This window comes from Desulfitobacterium sp. (assembly GCF_982384815.1).
Genome location: NZ_CEVWNY010000059.1, coordinates 1 through 17811, shown reverse-complemented (window position 1 = coordinate 17811; position 17811 = coordinate 1). Strand labels below are relative to the sequence as shown.

Annotated in this window: 14 protein-coding genes, 1 pseudogene and 1 riboswitch; of the genes and pseudogenes, 4 read left to right on the top strand and 11 right to left on the bottom strand. The window is 45.6% G+C overall.

The window, feature by feature from the left end; all coding sequences use genetic code 11:
* From purH to AC1U9U_RS10030, 6 genes and pseudogenes are all read right to left on the bottom strand, one after another.
* Positions 1-368: pseudogene (gene purH / locus AC1U9U_RS10055) on the bottom strand (bifunctional phosphoribosylaminoimidazolecarboxamide formyltransferase/IMP cyclohydrolase); the annotation flags it as partial.
* Between the two features lie 22 nt (positions 369-390).
* Complete coding sequence (gene purN / locus AC1U9U_RS10050) at positions 391-996, bottom strand: phosphoribosylglycinamide formyltransferase (protein WP_479960430.1); 606 nt, start codon at positions 994-996, stop codon at positions 391-393.
* Entirely contained in the window at positions 996-2015 is a 1020-nt protein-coding gene (gene purM / locus AC1U9U_RS10045; RefSeq protein WP_479960428.1) for a phosphoribosylformylglycinamidine cyclo-ligase, read from the bottom strand. The genes purN and purM overlap by 1 nt, the downstream gene beginning before the upstream one ends.
* A 158-nt stretch (positions 2016-2173) precedes the next feature.
* A complete protein-coding gene (gene purF / locus AC1U9U_RS10040) occupies positions 2174-3568 on the bottom strand; it encodes an amidophosphoribosyltransferase (RefSeq protein ID WP_479960427.1) in 1395 nt (464 codons plus the stop codon).
* 55 nt (positions 3569-3623) lie between these two features.
* Positions 3624-4118, bottom strand: a complete 495-nt coding sequence (purE, locus tag AC1U9U_RS10035; protein WP_479960426.1) for a 5-(carboxyamino)imidazole ribonucleotide mutase — start codon at positions 4116-4118, stop codon at positions 3624-3626.
* A 17-nt stretch (positions 4119-4135) separates the two neighbouring features.
* The gene (locus AC1U9U_RS10030; RefSeq protein WP_479960425.1) at positions 4136-7927 is read right to left on the bottom strand and encodes a phosphoribosylformylglycinamidine synthase; all 3792 of its coding nucleotides are present in this window, start codon (positions 7925-7927) and stop codon (positions 4136-4138) included.
* A gap of 187 nt (positions 7928-8114) precedes the next feature.
* Positions 8115-8216: riboswitch (purine riboswitch) on the bottom strand.
* Between the two features lie 347 nt (positions 8217-8563).
* Between AC1U9U_RS10030 and AC1U9U_RS10025 the strand changes: the two genes are divergently transcribed.
* Together AC1U9U_RS10025 and AC1U9U_RS10020 are read left to right on the top strand one after the other, a co-directional pair.
* The gene (locus AC1U9U_RS10025) at positions 8564-10465 is read left to right on the top strand and encodes a cell wall-binding repeat-containing protein (RefSeq protein ID WP_479960429.1); all 1902 of its coding nucleotides are present in this window, start codon (positions 8564-8566) and stop codon (positions 10463-10465) included.
* Between the two features lie 95 nt (positions 10466-10560).
* Positions 10561-10680 (top strand): DUF4023 family protein, encoded by a 120-nt coding sequence (locus AC1U9U_RS10020; RefSeq protein ID WP_479960424.1) that lies wholly within the window; start codon positions 10561-10563, stop codon positions 10678-10680.
* Between the two features lie 71 nt (positions 10681-10751).
* Here the strand turns inward: AC1U9U_RS10020 and guaA are convergent, their stop codons facing one another.
* The 3 genes from guaA to AC1U9U_RS10005 all read right to left on the bottom strand — a co-directional run bounded on the left by guaA (position 10752) and on the right by AC1U9U_RS10005 (position 13963).
* The gene (gene guaA, locus AC1U9U_RS10015; RefSeq protein ID WP_479960423.1) at positions 10752-12284 is read right to left on the bottom strand and encodes a glutamine-hydrolyzing GMP synthase; all 1533 of its coding nucleotides are present in this window, start codon (positions 12282-12284) and stop codon (positions 10752-10754) included.
* Between the two features lie 200 nt (positions 12285-12484).
* A complete protein-coding gene (gene hpt, locus AC1U9U_RS10010; protein ID WP_479960422.1) occupies positions 12485-13030 on the bottom strand; it encodes a hypoxanthine phosphoribosyltransferase in 546 nt (181 codons plus the stop codon).
* 270 nt (positions 13031-13300) lie between these two features.
* Positions 13301-13963 carry a LolA family protein gene (locus tag AC1U9U_RS10005; protein ID WP_479960421.1) on the bottom strand — a complete coding sequence of 221 codons (663 nt, stop codon included), beginning with the start codon at positions 13961-13963 and terminating at the stop codon, positions 13301-13303.
* Positions 13964-14204: 241 nt separating this feature from the next.
* On the opposite strand from AC1U9U_RS10005, the gene AC1U9U_RS10000 reads away from it, so the two are divergent.
* A complete protein-coding gene (locus AC1U9U_RS10000) occupies positions 14205-14681 on the top strand; it encodes a hypothetical protein (RefSeq protein ID WP_479960420.1) in 477 nt (158 codons plus the stop codon).
* A gap of 138 nt (positions 14682-14819) precedes the next feature.
* A complete protein-coding gene (locus AC1U9U_RS09995) occupies positions 14820-15110 on the top strand; it encodes a hypothetical protein (protein WP_479960419.1) in 291 nt (96 codons plus the stop codon).
* A 167-nt stretch (positions 15111-15277) separates the two neighbouring features.
* Here AC1U9U_RS09995 and AC1U9U_RS09990 read toward each other — a convergent pair whose 3' ends face one another.
* Positions 15278-15814 carry a DUF3231 family protein gene (locus AC1U9U_RS09990; protein ID WP_479960418.1) on the bottom strand — a complete coding sequence of 179 codons (537 nt, stop codon included), beginning with the start codon at positions 15812-15814 and terminating at the stop codon, positions 15278-15280.
* 184 nt (positions 15815-15998) lie between these two features.
* Positions 15999-17811, bottom strand: a 1813-nt coding sequence (locus AC1U9U_RS09985) for an acetate--CoA ligase (RefSeq protein ID WP_479960417.1), incomplete at its 5' end; no start/stop codon positions are given.

Genomic DNA, 17811 nt, shown 5'->3' with positions numbered 1-17811 from the left:
TCAATGTTTTCAATAGCTTCTGCAAACTCTACCCCTGGTTTGGCAATAGTCTCTTTGAAAGGATAAAGATTGACTACCACAAGTTCGATTAGACCGATGCCATTTTCCTCAAGCTGCTGCAAATGCACTTTGGTGCCGCGGGCGAGGATTCCGCCGTGGATCATCGGGTGCAAAGTCTTCACCCGACCATCCAATATCTCCGGAAATCCTGTGATTTCCGTGACATAACGAACAGGCAAACCGGCCTCAGTCAAGGTCTTAAAGGTTCCCCCTGTGGAAACCAATTCAAAGCCCAGGTCCGCAAGCCCCCGGGCAAATTCTACCAGTCCTGTTTTGTTGGAGACACTAAGCAACGCTCTCCGCTTCATGTAAAAGCCCCCTTAAAGTTTTTTACTCCCCACACCTCTCCACTATTCGACCACAGCGTTTAACCCTTCCGCTAGCTACTAAGCGTACCGCTTCCGGATAAATTCGATGCTCAACTTCCAAGATACGAGCTGCTAAAGAATCTTCCGTATCTTCCGCCAATACCGGGACTGCCTCTTGGAGAATGATAGGGCCGCTATCCAGTCCCTCATCCACAAAATGAACCGTACAGCCGGAAACCTTGACTCCATAAGCAAGGGCTTGCCTTTGAGCGTGCAGCCCTTGAAAAGATGGTAAAAGAGAAGGATGAATATTTAATACGGGGATTTGTAGAGCCTGAAGAAATTCTTTGCTTAGAACCCGCATAAATCCGGCTAAAACCAAAAGCTCCACCTTTTGCACTTGCAGCCAGGATAATATTGCCTGTTCTTGTTCCTCACGTGAAGAATAAGCACTCAGAGGAAAAGCTTGATTGGGTATCCCCGCCTCACGGGCCCTTTGCAAAGCAAAAGCCTCCTCATGGTCAGAACCAACGGCTACCAGCTCTCCACCTAAATTGCCTATTTTCCAGGTATCGATCAAGGCTTGCAGGTTGCTTCCTCGTCCCGAAGCTAGTACCCCGACCCGCATCAAAGGTAACTCACTCCTTTGCTTTGTCCTTGAACAATGCCAAAGACAAAACTTTCCTCCCCGGCTTCCCTAAGTTGTGCTTGGATCTCACGCACATCCTCAGGGCGAACAATCAAAGCAAAGCCGATCCCCATATTAAAGGTACGGAACATCTCAGCTTCCTCTATTTCCCCCAGCTTTTGTAAAAGGGTGAAGACTGCCGGAACCTGCCAAGCCTCACGATTGATCTTTATACCTAACCCCTCGGGAAGAATCCGAGGTAAGTTTTCCGTAAGGCCTCCCCCGGTAATATGAGCCATACCGAGAACTTTGTGACTTTCCAGGAGGGGCAGAACACTTTTTACGTAAATTCGGGTCGGACGAATGAGTGCATCCCCCAGGGATTCCTCAAGCTCAGGATAGACTTTTTCCCAAAGGTCAGGAGTAAAGACTTTGCGAACAAGAGAGTAGCCGTTACTGTGAAAACCGGAAGATGGGAGACCGATCAAAGCATCGCCTTCTTGAATTTTTGAACCATCAATAAGATCCGGCCGATTCACAGCTCCTACTGCAAAACCGGCAATATCGTATTCTCCTTCCGCGTAAAAGCCGGGCATTTCGGCGGTCTCTCCCCCGATTAGAGCACAGCCTGCAAGCTCACATCCCTTGGCAATTCCGCCAACCACTTCGGCCACCCGCTCCGGAACCAGTTTGCCCACTGCTAAGTAATCAAGAAAAAACAAGGGCTCCGCACCCTGAACTAAAATATCGTTAACACACATGGCTACCGCATCTTGACCAATGGTATCATGGCGATTCATCTGAAAAGCCAACTTAAGCTTAGTGCCGACTCCGTCAGTGCCGGAAACCAAAATCGGCTCCGGATATTTTTTAAGATCTAAAGCGAAAAGCCCCCCAAAGCCGCCCAAACCACCCATAACCTCGGGACGAATTGTCCGTTTTACTGCCGGCTTCATTAGCTCTACAGCTTGATTACCTGCATCTATATCCACTCCGGCCTGCCGATATGAATATCCCATTATTGATCCACCTTTCTACCCTAGAAAAAGATCCTTCACTCATGCTCAGGATGACACAGCACTTGTCATACTAAACGCAGTGAAGTATCTTGACCCAATATTTTTTTCATCCTTCAGTGACGCTGCTCATACAGCATGAAGGTCTGATTTCTGATTCCTTATTTCTTTTTGGTTCCCGCGGGAATTCCTGCCGGGTAAACCCCATTAAAGCAGGCCAAACAGACGGATAAATCCCCTAATGCTCTGGAGAGTCCTTCTTTAGATAAATAGTGGAGAGAATCCGCTCCCACATATTCGCGAATCCCTTCCAGATCAAGATTAGTCGCGATTAACATTTCCCGTTCAGCTGTATCGATGCCATAATAGCAAGGAAATAGAACCGGAGGTGAGCAGATAAGAAGATGGACTTCTTTGGCCCCTGCTTTTCTCAAGGTTTCCACAATCCGCGAGCTAGTGGTACCACGTACGATAGAATCGTCGATCATAATAACACGTTTGCCCTTGATCACTTGAGCATTAGCATTAAGCTTAAGTCTAACCGCAATTTCCCGCATCTCTTGGGTAGGTTGGATAAAAGTTCTGCCTACATAACGGTTTTTTAGTAACCCTTGGGCAAAGGTAATACCGGATTCCTCAGCATAACCAAGGGCCGCAGTCATTCCCGAATCGGGAACCGGGATCACTATATCCGCAGGAATAGGATATTCCCGTGCTAATTCGGCACCCATTCTCCGGCGGCTTTCCGTCACATTCAAGCAATCAATGGTACTGTCCGGGCGAGCGAAATAAATGTACTCAAAGCTACAGACTGCTGACTTCTGTGCCGGGAGACCTTGCCGTGAATGGAGCCCATCCTCATCAATAGTAATTATCTCCCCTGGAAGCACATCTCGCACAAATTCCGCTCCGATGGTATCCAAAGCGCAGCTTTCGGAGGCTAAGCAATACCGTCCTTCCAGCCGGCCAATACATAAGGGGCGAACTCCATAAGGATCGCGAACACCGAGAATTTTATTTTCGGCTGCTATCACAAGGGCATAAGCTCCCCGCAAATCCAACATAGTTTTGATGATGGCATCTTCTAAGCTGCCACGATGGTAGCGGGCAATCAACTGGACAATCACTTCCGTATCCACTGTAGTCTGAAAGACCGCCCCATCTTTAGACAGTTCCTCCCTCAATTCACAGGCATTGGTTAAGCTTCCATTATGAGCAAGGGCCATCATTCCCTTTTGGTAATGAACCACAAGGGGTTGGGCATTGGCCAGCATACTGGAACCTGTGGTCGAATAACGCACATGTCCAATGGCCATCTTCCCAGTAATCTCCAGTTCCCGGAGAGCTCTTTCCGAAAAAACTTCACTGACCAAGCCCATTCCTTTATGAACTTGAATATTGTGCCCATCGGAGACGGCAATTCCCGCACTTTCCTGTCCTCGATGCTGTAAGGCATAGAGGCTGTAATAGGTTAAACGAACAACCTCTTGCCCAGGGGCATAGATGCCGAATACTCCACACTCTTCTTTTGGTTTATCATCCCAGGGTTCTCTCAACGCGATACCCTCCTCAAATTACACATTTTTACCCAACGACTTTGTCCTAACGGACTTATTTCAGGAGTCTTTCCTGTAGAGCCTTATCCTTTTCCTCTACCCCCTGAGCCATCTTAACCCGGTAATTTTTTAGAGCCTCTTTGAGGTTTTCATCTACATTGGCCAGCATTTGAACAGCTAAAAGCCCGGCATTTTTAGCTCCGTTAATGCCAACAGTGGCTACAGGAATGCCTGGTGGCATCTGAACAATGGCGTACAGAGCATCCACTCCCTCCAAAGCACCACTGCGAATAGGGACTCCGATGACCGGCAAAGTAGTGGCTCCGGCTACTACACCGGGGAGATGGGCAGCCATTCCCGCACCGGCAATGATCACTTTACCTCCTTGTCCCTCGAATTCCTTGACCCAGTTCAAGGTCCTTTCCAAAGTCCGATGAGCTGAGGATACCTTTACTTCACAGGTTACTCCGAATTCTTTTAGGACTTTGATCGCATCTTCCATTACGTTAAAATCTGAGTCACTGCCCATGACGATACCGACTTGATTCATACCTTCTTCCTCCATTCTTATCCTCTGAAGTAATTCACGCCGCCTTCGAAGATCGGCTGATATTTATTACCGTGTATATTGATAGCCACACCTTCACCCACACGCTCCGAATGCCCCATCTTGCCAAGGACCCGGCCATCCGGACTGGTGATCCCTTCGATGGCTTCATAGGAGCCGTTGGGGTTAAAGGGGATATCATTACTGGGATTGCCTTCCATGTCCACATATTGGGTTGCTACCTGACCCCTTTCTATAAGCTTCTGAATGGTGGCAGTGTTGGCAACAAAACGTCCTTCCCCATGCGAAACGGGAATGGTATGAATATCTCCCGGTTTCATGCCGCTAAACCAGGGGGATAAAGTAGAAACTACTTTGGTCTGCACCATACAGGAGACATGGCGTCCGATTTTGTTATAGGTTAAGGTCGGGGAATCCTCTGCCAAATCGATAATTTCACCATAAGGAACTAAACCGAGTTTGATAAGTGCTTGAAAGCCATTGCAGATGCCCAACATTAGTCCGTCTCTTTGGGTGAGCAATTTCGTTATTGCTTCTTTGATACGGGGATTGCGGAACATGGTAGCAATGAATTTTCCCGAACCATCGGGCTCGTCCCCCGCACTAAAGCCACCGGGAAGCATAACGATCTGCGAACGTTCTATTTCTCTAACAATTCCTTGGATGGACTCATCCACATGCTCAGGGGTTAAGTTGCGAATGACTAAAGTTTTTACCACTGCTCCCGCCTTCTCAAAAGCCTTTGTGGAATCATATTCGCAATTGGTTCCCGGGAAAACCGGGATAAATACGCGAGGTTTAGCAATCTTTGCAGAAGGACTTTGTAGGTTGCGTTTTGCAAAGGATATGAGTTGAGGCTCTGTCCGAGTCGTTTCAGTCGATTTGGTGGGAAAGATTTTTTCCAGGGGCTTTTTCCAAGCTGCCAGAGCATCTGCCAAAGGAATCTCGACTCCGTTAACCTCGATAGCCGGTTTTGCCTGGGTAATGCCTAAATTCTTATAGTTATCTTCCCCAAAAACATCCTTAAGGTCTACCGACCCAGGAATTTCTAAAATAACCGAACCATAATCCGTTCGGAATAAGTCTTCCTTAGTCAGAGTAGCCGAGAATTTCATTCCGATCTGATTGCCAAAAGCCATTTTGCTAACAGCAGCCGCCAGCCCACCCATTCTTACGGTATGAGAAGCATGCACCTTCCCGGATTGCATAAGGGCATGAATTTTATTAAAATTATCGATTAAATGTTCAAAGTCTAAAAGTTCATTTTCATCCCGACAAGAAGGTACTAAAACTACTTGGCTGCCCGCCACCTTAAATTCCTGGGATATCACCTGATCGGTTTTTAAAATACCTACGGCAAAGGTTACCAAAGTAGGTGGGACGTTTAAGTCCATAAAGGTTCCGGACATGCTGTCCTTTCCACCAATGGCCGGAATTCCAAATTGTTTTTGGGCGTAAAGTGCCCCTAGCAAGGCACTGAAGGGTTTCCCCCATTTCTCCGGATCTTTCCCGAGTTTTTCAAAATACTCTTGGAGGGTCAAACGAACTTTTTGATAATCTCCCCCTAGGGCTACCATTTTGGTAACGGCTTCCACTACTGAGTATAAGGCCCCGTGGAAAGGACTCCATTTTGCCAGTTGAGGATTATAGCCGTAAGTCATGGCGGTAGCTGTATGAGTTTCCCCGGACTCCAGAGGAATCTTCGCAACCATTCCCTCGGCAGGAGTCTCTTGATATTTTCCACCAAAGGGCATCAATACAGTATTGGCACCGATAGTGCTATCAAAGCGTTCCACTAAACCCTTTTGGCTGCAGACATTGAGATCTTGCAGATTAGCCAGCCAGGCCTCCGTCAAAGGAACGTTGCTTCCGACAGCCCGGGGGAGTTGCTTAAAGTAGTTCTGATTATCTTCCGGAAGCTTTACCAGTACATTGGCCCTTTGCTTTACCCCATTGGTATTTAAGAAGTTACGGCTAATATCTACAATCGTCTTGCCGCGCCAAGTCATATTTAAGCGGGGAACCTCACTGACCTTAGCCACTAAAGTAGCTTCAAGATTTTCGGCATCTGCATATTGGATAAAGGCTTCGAGGTTTTCGGCGGTTATCACTACCGCCATCCGCTCTTGAGATTCAGATATTGCCAACTCCGTACCATCTAGGCCTTCATACTTTTTGGGAACTGCGTCCAGGTTAATCTCTAAGCCATCGGTCAACTCGCCAATGGCTACCGATACTCCCCCTGCTCCAAAGTCATTACATTTTTTAATCATGGTGCTAACCTTAGGATTTCTGAATAAGCGTTGGATTTTTCTCTCAGTGGGAGGATTACCTTTTTGTACTTCCGCCCCACAACTAGTCAATGATTCGGTGGTATGCTCCTTAGAAGAACCTGTAGCACCTCCACAGCCATCCCGGCCGGTTCTGCCTCCGACTAAAACCACCACATCTCCCGGTGCCGGGGCTTGACGAAAAATGTTTTTCCGCGGGGCTGCCGCAATGACTGCTCCAATCTCCATTCGTTTGGCAATAAAATCTTCATCATAAACTTCGGCAACTTGCCCTGTAGCTAAGCCGATTTGGTTACCATAGGAGCTATAACCGGCGGCCGCCCCGGTAGTAATCTTACGTTGCGGGAGTTTTCCCGGCAGAGTCTCTTCCACTTTCGCCCGGGGATCTCCGCTTCCGGTCACCCTCATGGCCTGATAAACATAAGTCCGACCGGACAAGGGATCGCGGATGGCTCCGCCCAAGCAGGTAGCCGCTCCCCCAAAGGGCTCGATCTCGGTGGGATGGTTATGGGTTTCATTCTTAAACATTACAAGCCATTCCTCGATTTTGCCGTCCACATCAACATCCACCACAATACTGCAGGCATTGATTTCATCCGATTCATCCAGATCCTTAAGGAGCCCCTTTTTCTTTAGCTCCTTCATACCAATTACGGCCAAATCCATTAAACAAACATCTCGCTCTTGAGCCTTATCACCATAGACAAGCTCACGGGAGGCAAGATATTCTTCATAAGCCTTATTAAGGGGGGAGCTGTAAGCTCCTTCCTCAATGGCGATATTTTGCAGCTGGGTAAAGAAAGTGGTGTGACGACAATGATCGGACCAGTAGGTATCGATAACGCGAATCTCCGTAATCGTAGGGTCACGCTTTTCTTCATCCCGGAAATAACCTTGACAGAAGGCTAAGTCCTCGAGGCTCATAGCCAACCCTGCCCCCTGATAAAAGCTCTCCAGTTCCGTATCGGTCATCCGGATGAAGCCTTCGATAACTTCCACATCCCCCGGTGCCTCTATTTTTAAGTCCAGGCTTGCCGGTTTTTCCAAGCCGGCTTCCCGCGATTCCACAGGGTTAATACAGTAATTTTTGATCATCTTGAATTCTTGGTCGGTGATTTCACCCTTGAGAACAATCACTTTAGCCGAAAGTACCTGGGGACGTTCTTTCTGAGTAAATATCTGCATACATTGTGCAGCGGAATCAGCTCGCTGGTCATATTGACCGGGAAGATATTCCATGGCAAACACACGCTCTGAGGAAGAAATCTCTAGCTGTTCATCATAAATTAAGTCCACAGTAGGTTCTGCAAAGATAATATTCCTGGATTGAGCATATTCCTCTGAAGTAATTCCGGCGATATCATAACGATTGATAATCCTTAAATCCTCTAAACCCTTGATGCCAAGATTCTCTCGGATATCTTGCCATAGCCCTTGGGCTTCGATATTAAAACCAGGCTTCTTCTCCACATAAATCCGCTTAACAGCTTGCTCTAACATGGTTACCTCCCTATAGCATAATTTTTATACCTCTTTACCCTCATATACTTGCCTATATAAATAAAAAAGCTCAGACGGGCAGAATTCCACTTAAGAAAAAGAGTGAAACCTTCCCGCCTGGGTTTTTGTCCCTTCGGTGTAATCCAACGGTCAACAACCATCAGACCTGTGCCGCTCGGGAAAATACCCTAGGCACACTTTCGCTCATAGTCAGGCCATTTACGGTAGCCCGGTAGAAACTTGCGGACCCTATCTCCGCGATTATATGAACGCAATATTAAGATGTAATAAAATCTTCCCTCATACTGAAACCCTTAGAATCATTGTAGCTTTCCCCACCATAATGGTCAATAGTTTTTCGAACATTTTTTAATTTTATTTGGTTAATGTTCGATTTGTTTCAGCCAATGATCATACTAGGCAGTCTCCTAACATAAGTGACAGCCTCCATAAACTTTACATCTTCACCTAAGATTAGAGATTGAAATTTAACCTTGCTAAAAACTTCACGCTTAATGATGAATGTCCCCCCTGCCAAACCTAGTCATATCTCGTATAGGTTTAATGTTTTAGAGAAAAAGGAGTTGTGAAATACATAACGAATATACTGATAAGGGGGCGATCTGCTTGAAAAGAATGATTTCACTTATTACCACCTTTACCTTGGTATTTATCTTATTCAGTGGAAATATCGTGGTCGCTAACCAAAGCACTCCACTTCTTACCTATAAAGGGGAAAATGGCGTAGAGATCCGCAGTTATGTTCCGGATTACGGCTTAGACAAACTCAAATGGATTTACGAGGAATTCGCAAAAAACACCATGGGTGAAGAAGTAAAATATCTTTCCCATATTAATCTTTATCCGGACTATTCAAAAGGGATCAATACCGCTGGGATGTGGCATGGAGAATGGGCTAACAAAAAGCTCACTCCCGGTCGTTATATCGACCTTTTTGGAGTGAGCGATGATAACCCACATATCTTAGTTACCCTTGCTCATGAATATGGACATCATTTTATCTACTATTACCTTAACAAAAAAGACGAGATCACTAATAACTTCCTCTCCTCTGAATACACCGCTATCCGCAATCTCAAACAATATGAGCAATTAGAAAAAGGTGATCATAGTTGGTCTATCTCCGAAATTGCCGCTGAGGATTATGCTCAGCTTTTTGGCAGCCCAACCTTAGCCCAAATCAAAACCTTTCAATTTAATCCCCAAGAAAATGCTCAAATTCCCCTTGCATGGGATGTGCCTGGACTCTACGAGTATTTTGTAAAACTCTCCGGCCAAAAAGGAAAAACCGACCACAAAGCCCCTTCTAAACCTTTCCTTCAATTTACAGGAGTAACTAATGACGAGTTGATTTTTAAGTGGGAAAAATGCGAAGATGATTCCGGTGAACCTTTGAACTATAGCATCGTAGGTATACCCTCTCCTGCGGAAAACAGTCAGATCATCTACCTAATGAATCCCACCAACAAAGGTGGCACCTATACTTCAGCTCTCAATAGAAAACAGCTGCGTGGCGATAATATTGATAATATCCTAGTTAAACTTATTGTTATGGATAGCTCGGGTAATGCAGTTTCCAGTGAAATCCCCATTGATTTGAATAACCCTGAAACTTCTCTCACCTATATTTTTCACGGCAAACGTATTGCCGGCGATGACCGCTACCAAACTTCTGCAGCCATATCCCAAGCTGGTTTCCCCAATGGATCTTCCTACGCTTTTCTCGTTACCGGTGAGAATTTTCCCGATGCTCTATCCGCTGCTCCTCTAGCAAAAAAATACAACGCTCCAATCTTGTTGGCTCCTACCCAAGCCCTTAATCCTGCCATCGAAGCAGAAATCTCACGTTTAGGAGCAAAAAATATTATCATTATTGGCGGCACCGGCGCAGTATCCCAAGGAATAGAGAACTCCCTGAAAGCCAAAGAAATGAATGTACGCCGAATTGAAGGCGCTTCCCGTTATGAAACCTCCCTGGCTATCGCCAAAGAGCTGGGGGATTTCAGTGAAGCTTTTATCTGCACCGGAGAGAATTTTCCCGATGCTCTCTCCGCTGCCGCAGTGGCTGCAAGTAAAGAAATCCCCATTTTGCTTACCCCTATGAACAGATTACCGGAAGGATTATCAAGGTTTATCGAAAGTCGGGATCTGACCATGGCCTATGTGGTGGGAGGAACAGGTGTCGTCAGCAATAGTGTTTTTAACCAAATCCCTCACGCTAAGCGCCTGGAAGGAAACAATCGTTATGAAACTAATTTAGCTATATTAAACGAATTTAGCTCAACACTTAATGACAGTATCGCCTACCTAGCTACCGGGGTAAACTACCCTGATGCCCTCTCCGGCTCTATCATAGCGGCTCAGATGAAATCCCCGATTATCTTAACCGGGAATGACGGAATCGCTACAGCCAAATCTTATTTGATCCCTAAGGGCTTAGGGGAACAAAAAGTGCAAGTAATCGGCGGGAGTGGCGTGGTTACCGATAGTCTGTTAAAGAAGATCTTTGTAGACTAAAGAATTTTTGACTAAAGATATAGAAGTTATTAGAAAGAATGTTTTTAGAAGTTCGTGGTTAAAGTAATAGCGATTACGCAACAAGGAGGGTAACCATGGACTTTGTAGAAAAATTTAATGAGGACAAGAAGAAGGCTGAAGAGAACCAAAAGCATCAAGGCAAAGGCAACCCTGACCGGAAACTGCCCAATAAACAACACAGCACCAATAAGTGAACAACACCTTTAGAGCAAAAGTAAACGGCCAAGACTTGGTTTTACCAAATCTGGCCGTTTGTTTATTCGTATTATTCCCACTCAATCGTGCCAGGAGGCTTCGAGGTGATATCATAGACGACGCGGTTGACGCCCTGCACTTCATTGACAATTCGTGTGGATATTCTCTCCAAAAGCTCATAAGGCAGCCTTGCCCAATCTGCCGTCATAGCGTCCTCACTGGTGACAGCCCGGACCACAATGGGATAAGCATAGGTTCGGCCATCCCCCATGACGCCTACACTACGGATAGAGGGAAGCACGGCAAAGGATTGCCAAATTTCTTTGTACAGCCCCGCGTTGCGGATTTCTTCCACGATAATGGCATCAGCTTCCCGGAGAATATCCAGTTTTTCTTTTGTTATTTCGCCAATGATACGGATAGCCAGTCCCGGTCCCGGGAAAGGCTGCCGCCAGACGATCTCAGCGGGGATTCCTAATTCAGCTCCTACTTCCCGAACTTCATCCTTAAAGAGCGCACGCAGAGGCTCAATCAGTTCAAAATGCATATCTTCCGGCAGCCCGCCTACATTGTGATGGCTCTTAATGGTTTCCGCTGTATCGGTACCGCTCTCCACAATATCCGGATAAACTGTGCCTTGGACCAAGAAATCAATCTGGCCTAATTTCCGAGCCTCATCCTCAAAAAGACGAATAAATTCATTGCCAATAGCGATCCGCTTGGACTCAGGATCGGAGACGCCGCTGACCTTAGCCATGAAGCGTTCCCGTGCATCCACAAATACTAGGTTCAAATGAAACTGCTCGGAGAAGATTTTCTTGACTTGCTCAGGTTCATTTTTACGCATAAAACCATGATCGACAAAGACACAAGTCAGTTGATCCCCGATAGCTTTGTGAACCAACACCGCCGCTACGGAAGAATCTACCCCACCGCTTAAGGCGCAAAGGACGTGACGGTCTCCTACTTTTTCCCGGATGGCTTGGACTTGAGCATCGATAAAGGATTCCATTGTCCAGTCCCCATGACAGCCGCAGATATCGAATAAGAAATGCTCCAGCATGGTTTGTCCGTCAGGGGTATGCTTAACCTCGGGATGGTACTGGACCCCGTAAAAACGGCGTTTCTCATCCATCATAGCCGCTACCGGGGTATGTTCAGTATGAGCGGCAATTACAAAGCCCTCGGGAAGCTCAATGACGGAATCTCCGTGGCTCATCCAGCATTGACGTTCTCCCCCTAAGCCTTGCCATAAACCACTAGCTTGATCTACATGAAGCATGGTTTTGCCGTATTCCCGAACTTCGGGATGATGTACTTTTCCGCCTAATTGGGCGGTCATTAGCTGCATGCCATAGCAAATACCAAAAACGGGAATGCCCAGTTCATAAATAGCCTTATCCACCAAGGGCGCTCCCGCTTGGTTAACACTGGCCGGTCCCCCAGATAAAATAATTCCTTTGGGGTTTCTCTTCTTAATCTCCTCTACGGGAGTCTTATAAGATATCATCTCCGAATACACATGGGCTTCCCGGACACGTCGAGCAATGAGCTGATTGTATTGACCACCAAAATCCAGAACTAATACTAGCTCTTGAGCCATCCCTATACCCCCAATCTTTAATCTTTCAAAATTCTATCAAGATACACAAGCCGGACTTTTATGCTGCATAAGATGCATTACCGAGGGACGGAAAAAATATTGGGTCAAGATACTTCGCTGATCGCTCAGTATGACGGAGACCAAACACCGTGTCATCCTGAGCATATGCGAAGGATCTTTTCTAGGGCAGATCCCAAACTTTAACCTTCACCTTTATAAGCTTCCGGTTTTAGAACCCCTACATAGGGTAAATTACGATACAGTTCATCAAAATCAAGTCCATAGCCAACTACAAATTCATCAGGAATGGTAAATCCGTTATAATCCGGCACCACTTCTACCTTCCGGCGATCAGGCTTGTCCAACAAAGTCACAACCTTCACACTGAGAGGATTCCGGGCGGCCAGGTTCTCTTTTAGATACTTTAAAGTTAGGCCGGTATCAATAATATCTTCAACTATCAATATATGTACATCCTCCACACTACGGTCCAGGTCCTTAAGAATTCTGACCACCCCGGAAGAGTGAGTGGACGCACCATAACTGGAAACTGCCATAAAATCATACTTCAAAGGGATTTTAACCTCCCGAATCAAATCGGCCATGAAGGGCACTGCCCCTTTAAGAATCCCCAAAACTAATAAATTCTTACCTTTATAGTCACGGGTAAGTTCTTCACCCAGTTCAGTAATGCGCTTTTGGATTTCCTCATAACTTAATAAAATCTTGCCAATTTTGTCCTCCACCTAAAGACACCTCCGCGGAAATATAACCTTCTAGAAACAAAATTATAGCAGAAAAATACTAGTATAGTCAAACAAAATCACACAAAACCCGAACATTTTCGCCATATTTGATAGTAAAGTACGGAAACCTATAAAAAGATTCTTCGCCCTTGCTCAGGATGACTACACTAGAAAGAGGCCCCCCGATTTTGCCCCGGGAAGGCCTCTAATGTCAATCGAATTGTTTATTTCAGAAAAGTTATCAAAGCTCCTTTCTTTTGATCCGTTTACCTATAGTTTAGGAAGTTCAATATCAATCTTTTCACCGTAGTCTTTAAAATCCATCATCAAAGACATTAACTGCTTATCCGTCTTACTTTTGGCTTCAATAATCACCCGGTGAATCAGTTTATCTCCTTTACCGATAAACACAATGTAGGAAAAGTCGGTCCATCCGCTCTCCATGATCTGGTTTTGGATTGTGGGGCTGAATTTAATTACCCAATTCTTCACATCGTTGAGCTTTTCTTGACCCTGAAGCACCACCTCACCGTGCTCTTTAAATTGCAGTGATGATATGGGATTGAGCTCCGCCAGAAAGACTTCATGGGCAGCCGGGACACTGGGATAACGAATCCACCGTTTTGTAAGTGGGTCTTGCATAAAAAAACCTTCACCGGTAAGGATCATTTCCACATCCGTGCCCGTAATCTTCCCTGAGATTCGAGTATTCCCACCGTCCTTTTCTCCTAAAATCTGATTGAGTAGGCGATCCTTTCCTTCTACCGTTTGATGTTGGGTCATAGTGTAGCGAAAAGAGGTCGCTTGATTCAATTGGTCTAGGCCGTGTATAAGCAACTCTGTTGGGTCGGGTTTCCATAATAAGCCTCCCGCGATACCCCCAATTAACACGGTACTGATTAAGATGAGTAACAGAATTCCTCTTTTCTTCATATGCCGGCCCCCCTGGCGGAGTTCTTATCACACTTTATGTCTTTTCAGGTTGCCCTATTCCATGGTAAATTTTACTCTTTACGAATAGATACCGTCTGTTCGTAACAAAAATCGCCCTTTTTACATATCATGGTAAAAAGAAGGTGGGACATGTCTATAATTTCCTGTGAACTAAGAAATGTCAACTTGAGGAAAAATGATAAATGCGGGTAGAGATCTTTGAGAAAGGAGATCGAACTATATGCTATTCGGTAATAACGTCATTAACCAAAGTATACTCGCCTCCTTTAATGGCTTTACAATTGGTACACGAATACGTGTCGGTGTCAATGCAGGCTATTGGGTTGGCATCCTTGCCGGATTTGAAAGGGGCATCGTTGTACTAAACAACGCCCAATTGTTTGCAGACTCCGGAAGTCCGATCCGAGACAATTATCCTGTGGCCCGGGTTCCACTTAATATGGTAACCTTTGTCAATGAAGTCCCGGAAGAAAACTCACCTCAGATCCAGGAAGATAGTGTCAATGGGGTTGTAGGGAACTTTGCGAAAAGACTGGCGGAAATTAAAAAGGATTTAGATGCATCCGCTCAAAGATTAGCGGAATCAGTGCAAAGAACTAATAGGTCTGCCCAAGAATTTTTTAATAAACTTTTAGAACCAGCCTCTGAAAATCCTATGAACGAAACCGAACACGAAAATAACGATGAAGAACAGTAACGGGAAACACGGGAAGGGCAATTAGACCTTCCCGTGTTTTATTTAGGTTTTCCCATATATTAATTTTCAGTGTAACTGATAGATAACTTGTACATATATTAAATTAAGAAAACATTATCTTCCCCACTTTCTTATCTTATGAAGCCATATTCATGGCTAAAAGAAATGAAAGGGGACCTGATGATGTATTTCGGTCAATACTGTATGCCGTTTAATGCACTGTTCTTTAATGTTGAACTCGGAACAAGGGTACAAGTCGGCGTAGATTCAAGCTACTGGATCGGGAACTATTCCGGAATTAGAGAAGGAATTCTTCTCTTAACTCAAGCCCGGCTCTATTCCAATTCAGGCAGACCCATTTGCGGATTACGTCAAAGTGTTCGCATCCCCCTGCGCCAAGTTAATTTTGTCGCCCGGGTAAACGACTAACCCGTCGTGAAAAAATTAAAGATTAGATATAAACCTTTCTATTTTTCTTAACTACTGGGGAGTTGGGATCACAATCAGATCCTTACTCCCTTTTTTTATATTCTAAAAGTAAAAGCCGACAGTCAAAAGAAGCTTATTGACCGTCAGCTTTTTCCGTTATAATTTCTCTAATGGGTTATTTTTGCGAGGTGAGGCAACCATCCACGGTTAATCATAAGCTGGAGAAGGCGATAGTTCCAATCAAGACCTTCATCAAGGAATCTACGGAACATCATACCAATATGCAATTGATAAGAGCTGTGCATTGCTGCTAAGATGTTCAATTGGGCAGCTTTAGCCATAGTTCCCACACCGGCAGCCACTTCCATATCGGAGAGTCTTGCATCATCAGGGATGTCTATGGTTGTATGTAATTTGTGGTTATTGAAGTGAAAGCGCGGTACTTCAGCATTACTTTCCTCCAGAAGTCCTTCACACTCTTTAAGCAAAGGCTTAACTAGTTTATCCATTCCTTCTTGAATGAGTTCTTTCAGTTGTGGATCCTGAGCATGGTTGTACATGATTTCCATAGAGGATAAATTGTAGCGGCCTTGAGCAATTATACCATAAATGCCGCCTCCCTCTAGATAGTTTACCGGTTCCCGATCCACAATACCTTGAACAGTTGCCCGTGTAGCGGCTCCTACTTTATCCATTATTGTCATAGGACTACCTCCTTAAAATAGCTTTACATAGCTATTAATGTACCAATTTAAAATTATTTATTCGTATCCATTATTTGAGTGGTCAACTACCTAAAAAAGGGGGCAATTACTTACAAACAAATCTGTAAGCAATTGCCCCTTAATAGGAATCATAAATCCTTTTTATTTACCGGCAGAACTTGACTTAGGCCTCGTGACGCATTTTATTAATCGCTTCGCGAATTTCATCAATAGAACCCGCTTCTTCGATTGTTGACAAATCACCCAATTCTTTGTCTAACCAGAGTGTTTTCATAACCCGGCGCATGATCTTGCCGCTACGGGTTTTCGGCAGAGAGCGTACAAACTCAATATCCCGGATTACGGCAATGGCGCCCATTGTATTTCGGACATGCAGGATTAATTCCTTTTTCAGTGCTTCACAGGGTTCATAGCCCTGTTTAAGTACCACAAAAGCGCAAGCAACCTCGCCTTTAATCTCATCCGGAACACCGGACACACCGGTCTCAACCACAGCCGGATGGGAAATCAAAGCATTTTCCACTTCAATTGTGCCAATCCTATGGGCGGCAATTTTAATGACTTCATCGGAACGACCGGCAAACCACAAATAACCGTCCTCATCAATGCTGGCCGCATCGCCGCAATAATAAGCTCCTTTGGTTACGCTTTGCCGTTCCCAGTACTCCCTGCGGTATGTTTCAGGGTCGTTCCATAAGGTGGAAACCATACCCGGGAATGGTCTTTTAATAACCACAATGCCTTTTTCACCGGGAGCAGTCGGTTTACCGGTCTTTTCGTCTACAACCTGAGCAATGATACCCGGCAGCGGAATCCCCGCCGAACCCGGTTTGATCGGAATCATGCCTAAACCATAAGGATTACCAAAAATGGGGCCGGAAGTTTCGGTTTGCCACATATGGTCGATCACCGGTACACGGTTTTCAAATACTTCTTCCTGCAACCATTGCCAAGCGGGCGGATTTAAGACTTCACCGGCACAAAAGATCTTTTTAACCGAACTCAAATCATGTTTTCTGGCGTGTTCAATGCCTAAGCGCATGAGTCCGCGCACACCGGTCGGTGACAGCCATAAAGTTGTGGCTTGATTGCGCTCGGCAATATCCCACCACATATCCTTATTGGGATAGTCGGGAGTCCCGTCATACACTACCGATGTCGCACCGCATAAAAGAGGTCCGTAAACATTAAAGCTATGTCCCACGATCCAGCCGATATCCGAAGTACAAAACCAGATATCGCTTTCCTGTAAATCATAAACCCATTTCGCCATACTGTACACATAGATCTGATAGCCGCCATGCTTTTGCACCGTCACTTTAGGTTTGGCGGTTGTTCCTGAGGTGGGCAGCAAAAACAGCGGCTCATTGGCCTCCATTTGTTCCACTTCAGAGCTTTGACCCACCCCGCCGGCCAGAAACTCCTCCCAGGTAATATCCCGGCCTTCCACCATTGCCGGGCAATTACCTTTAACCAACACTACAACCTTCTTGATCTGTTCCGGTGGACATAATCCTATACCATCATCCACAATCTGTTTGAGATTGAGCGGTTTGCCCCGGCGATTTGCTTGATCTTGAATTAGCATATACTCTGCCCCGGATATCTTAACCCTTTCGGCTACGGCAAGGGAGGAGAAACCGGCAAAAATAGTGACATGGATGGCACCGACGCGAGCGCAAGCCAACATCGCTGCCATCGATTCCACCCCCGTAGGCATATAAATGCATACTCTATCCCCTTTTTTAACTCCTAATCCCCTTAAAGCGGCGGCATATTTGCGCACAAGGTCAAGCAGCTGGGCATATGTAACCACCCTGGGCTCGCCCTCACCGTTTTCCGCCACGATCGCAGCTCTACCGCCCCGGCCCTTAGCTACATTGTAATCCAGGCAGTTATAGGAGATGTTGGTTAAACCACCGCTGAACCACTGAAAATTCGGATAGTCCCATTGAAAAACCCGATCCCATTTTTTA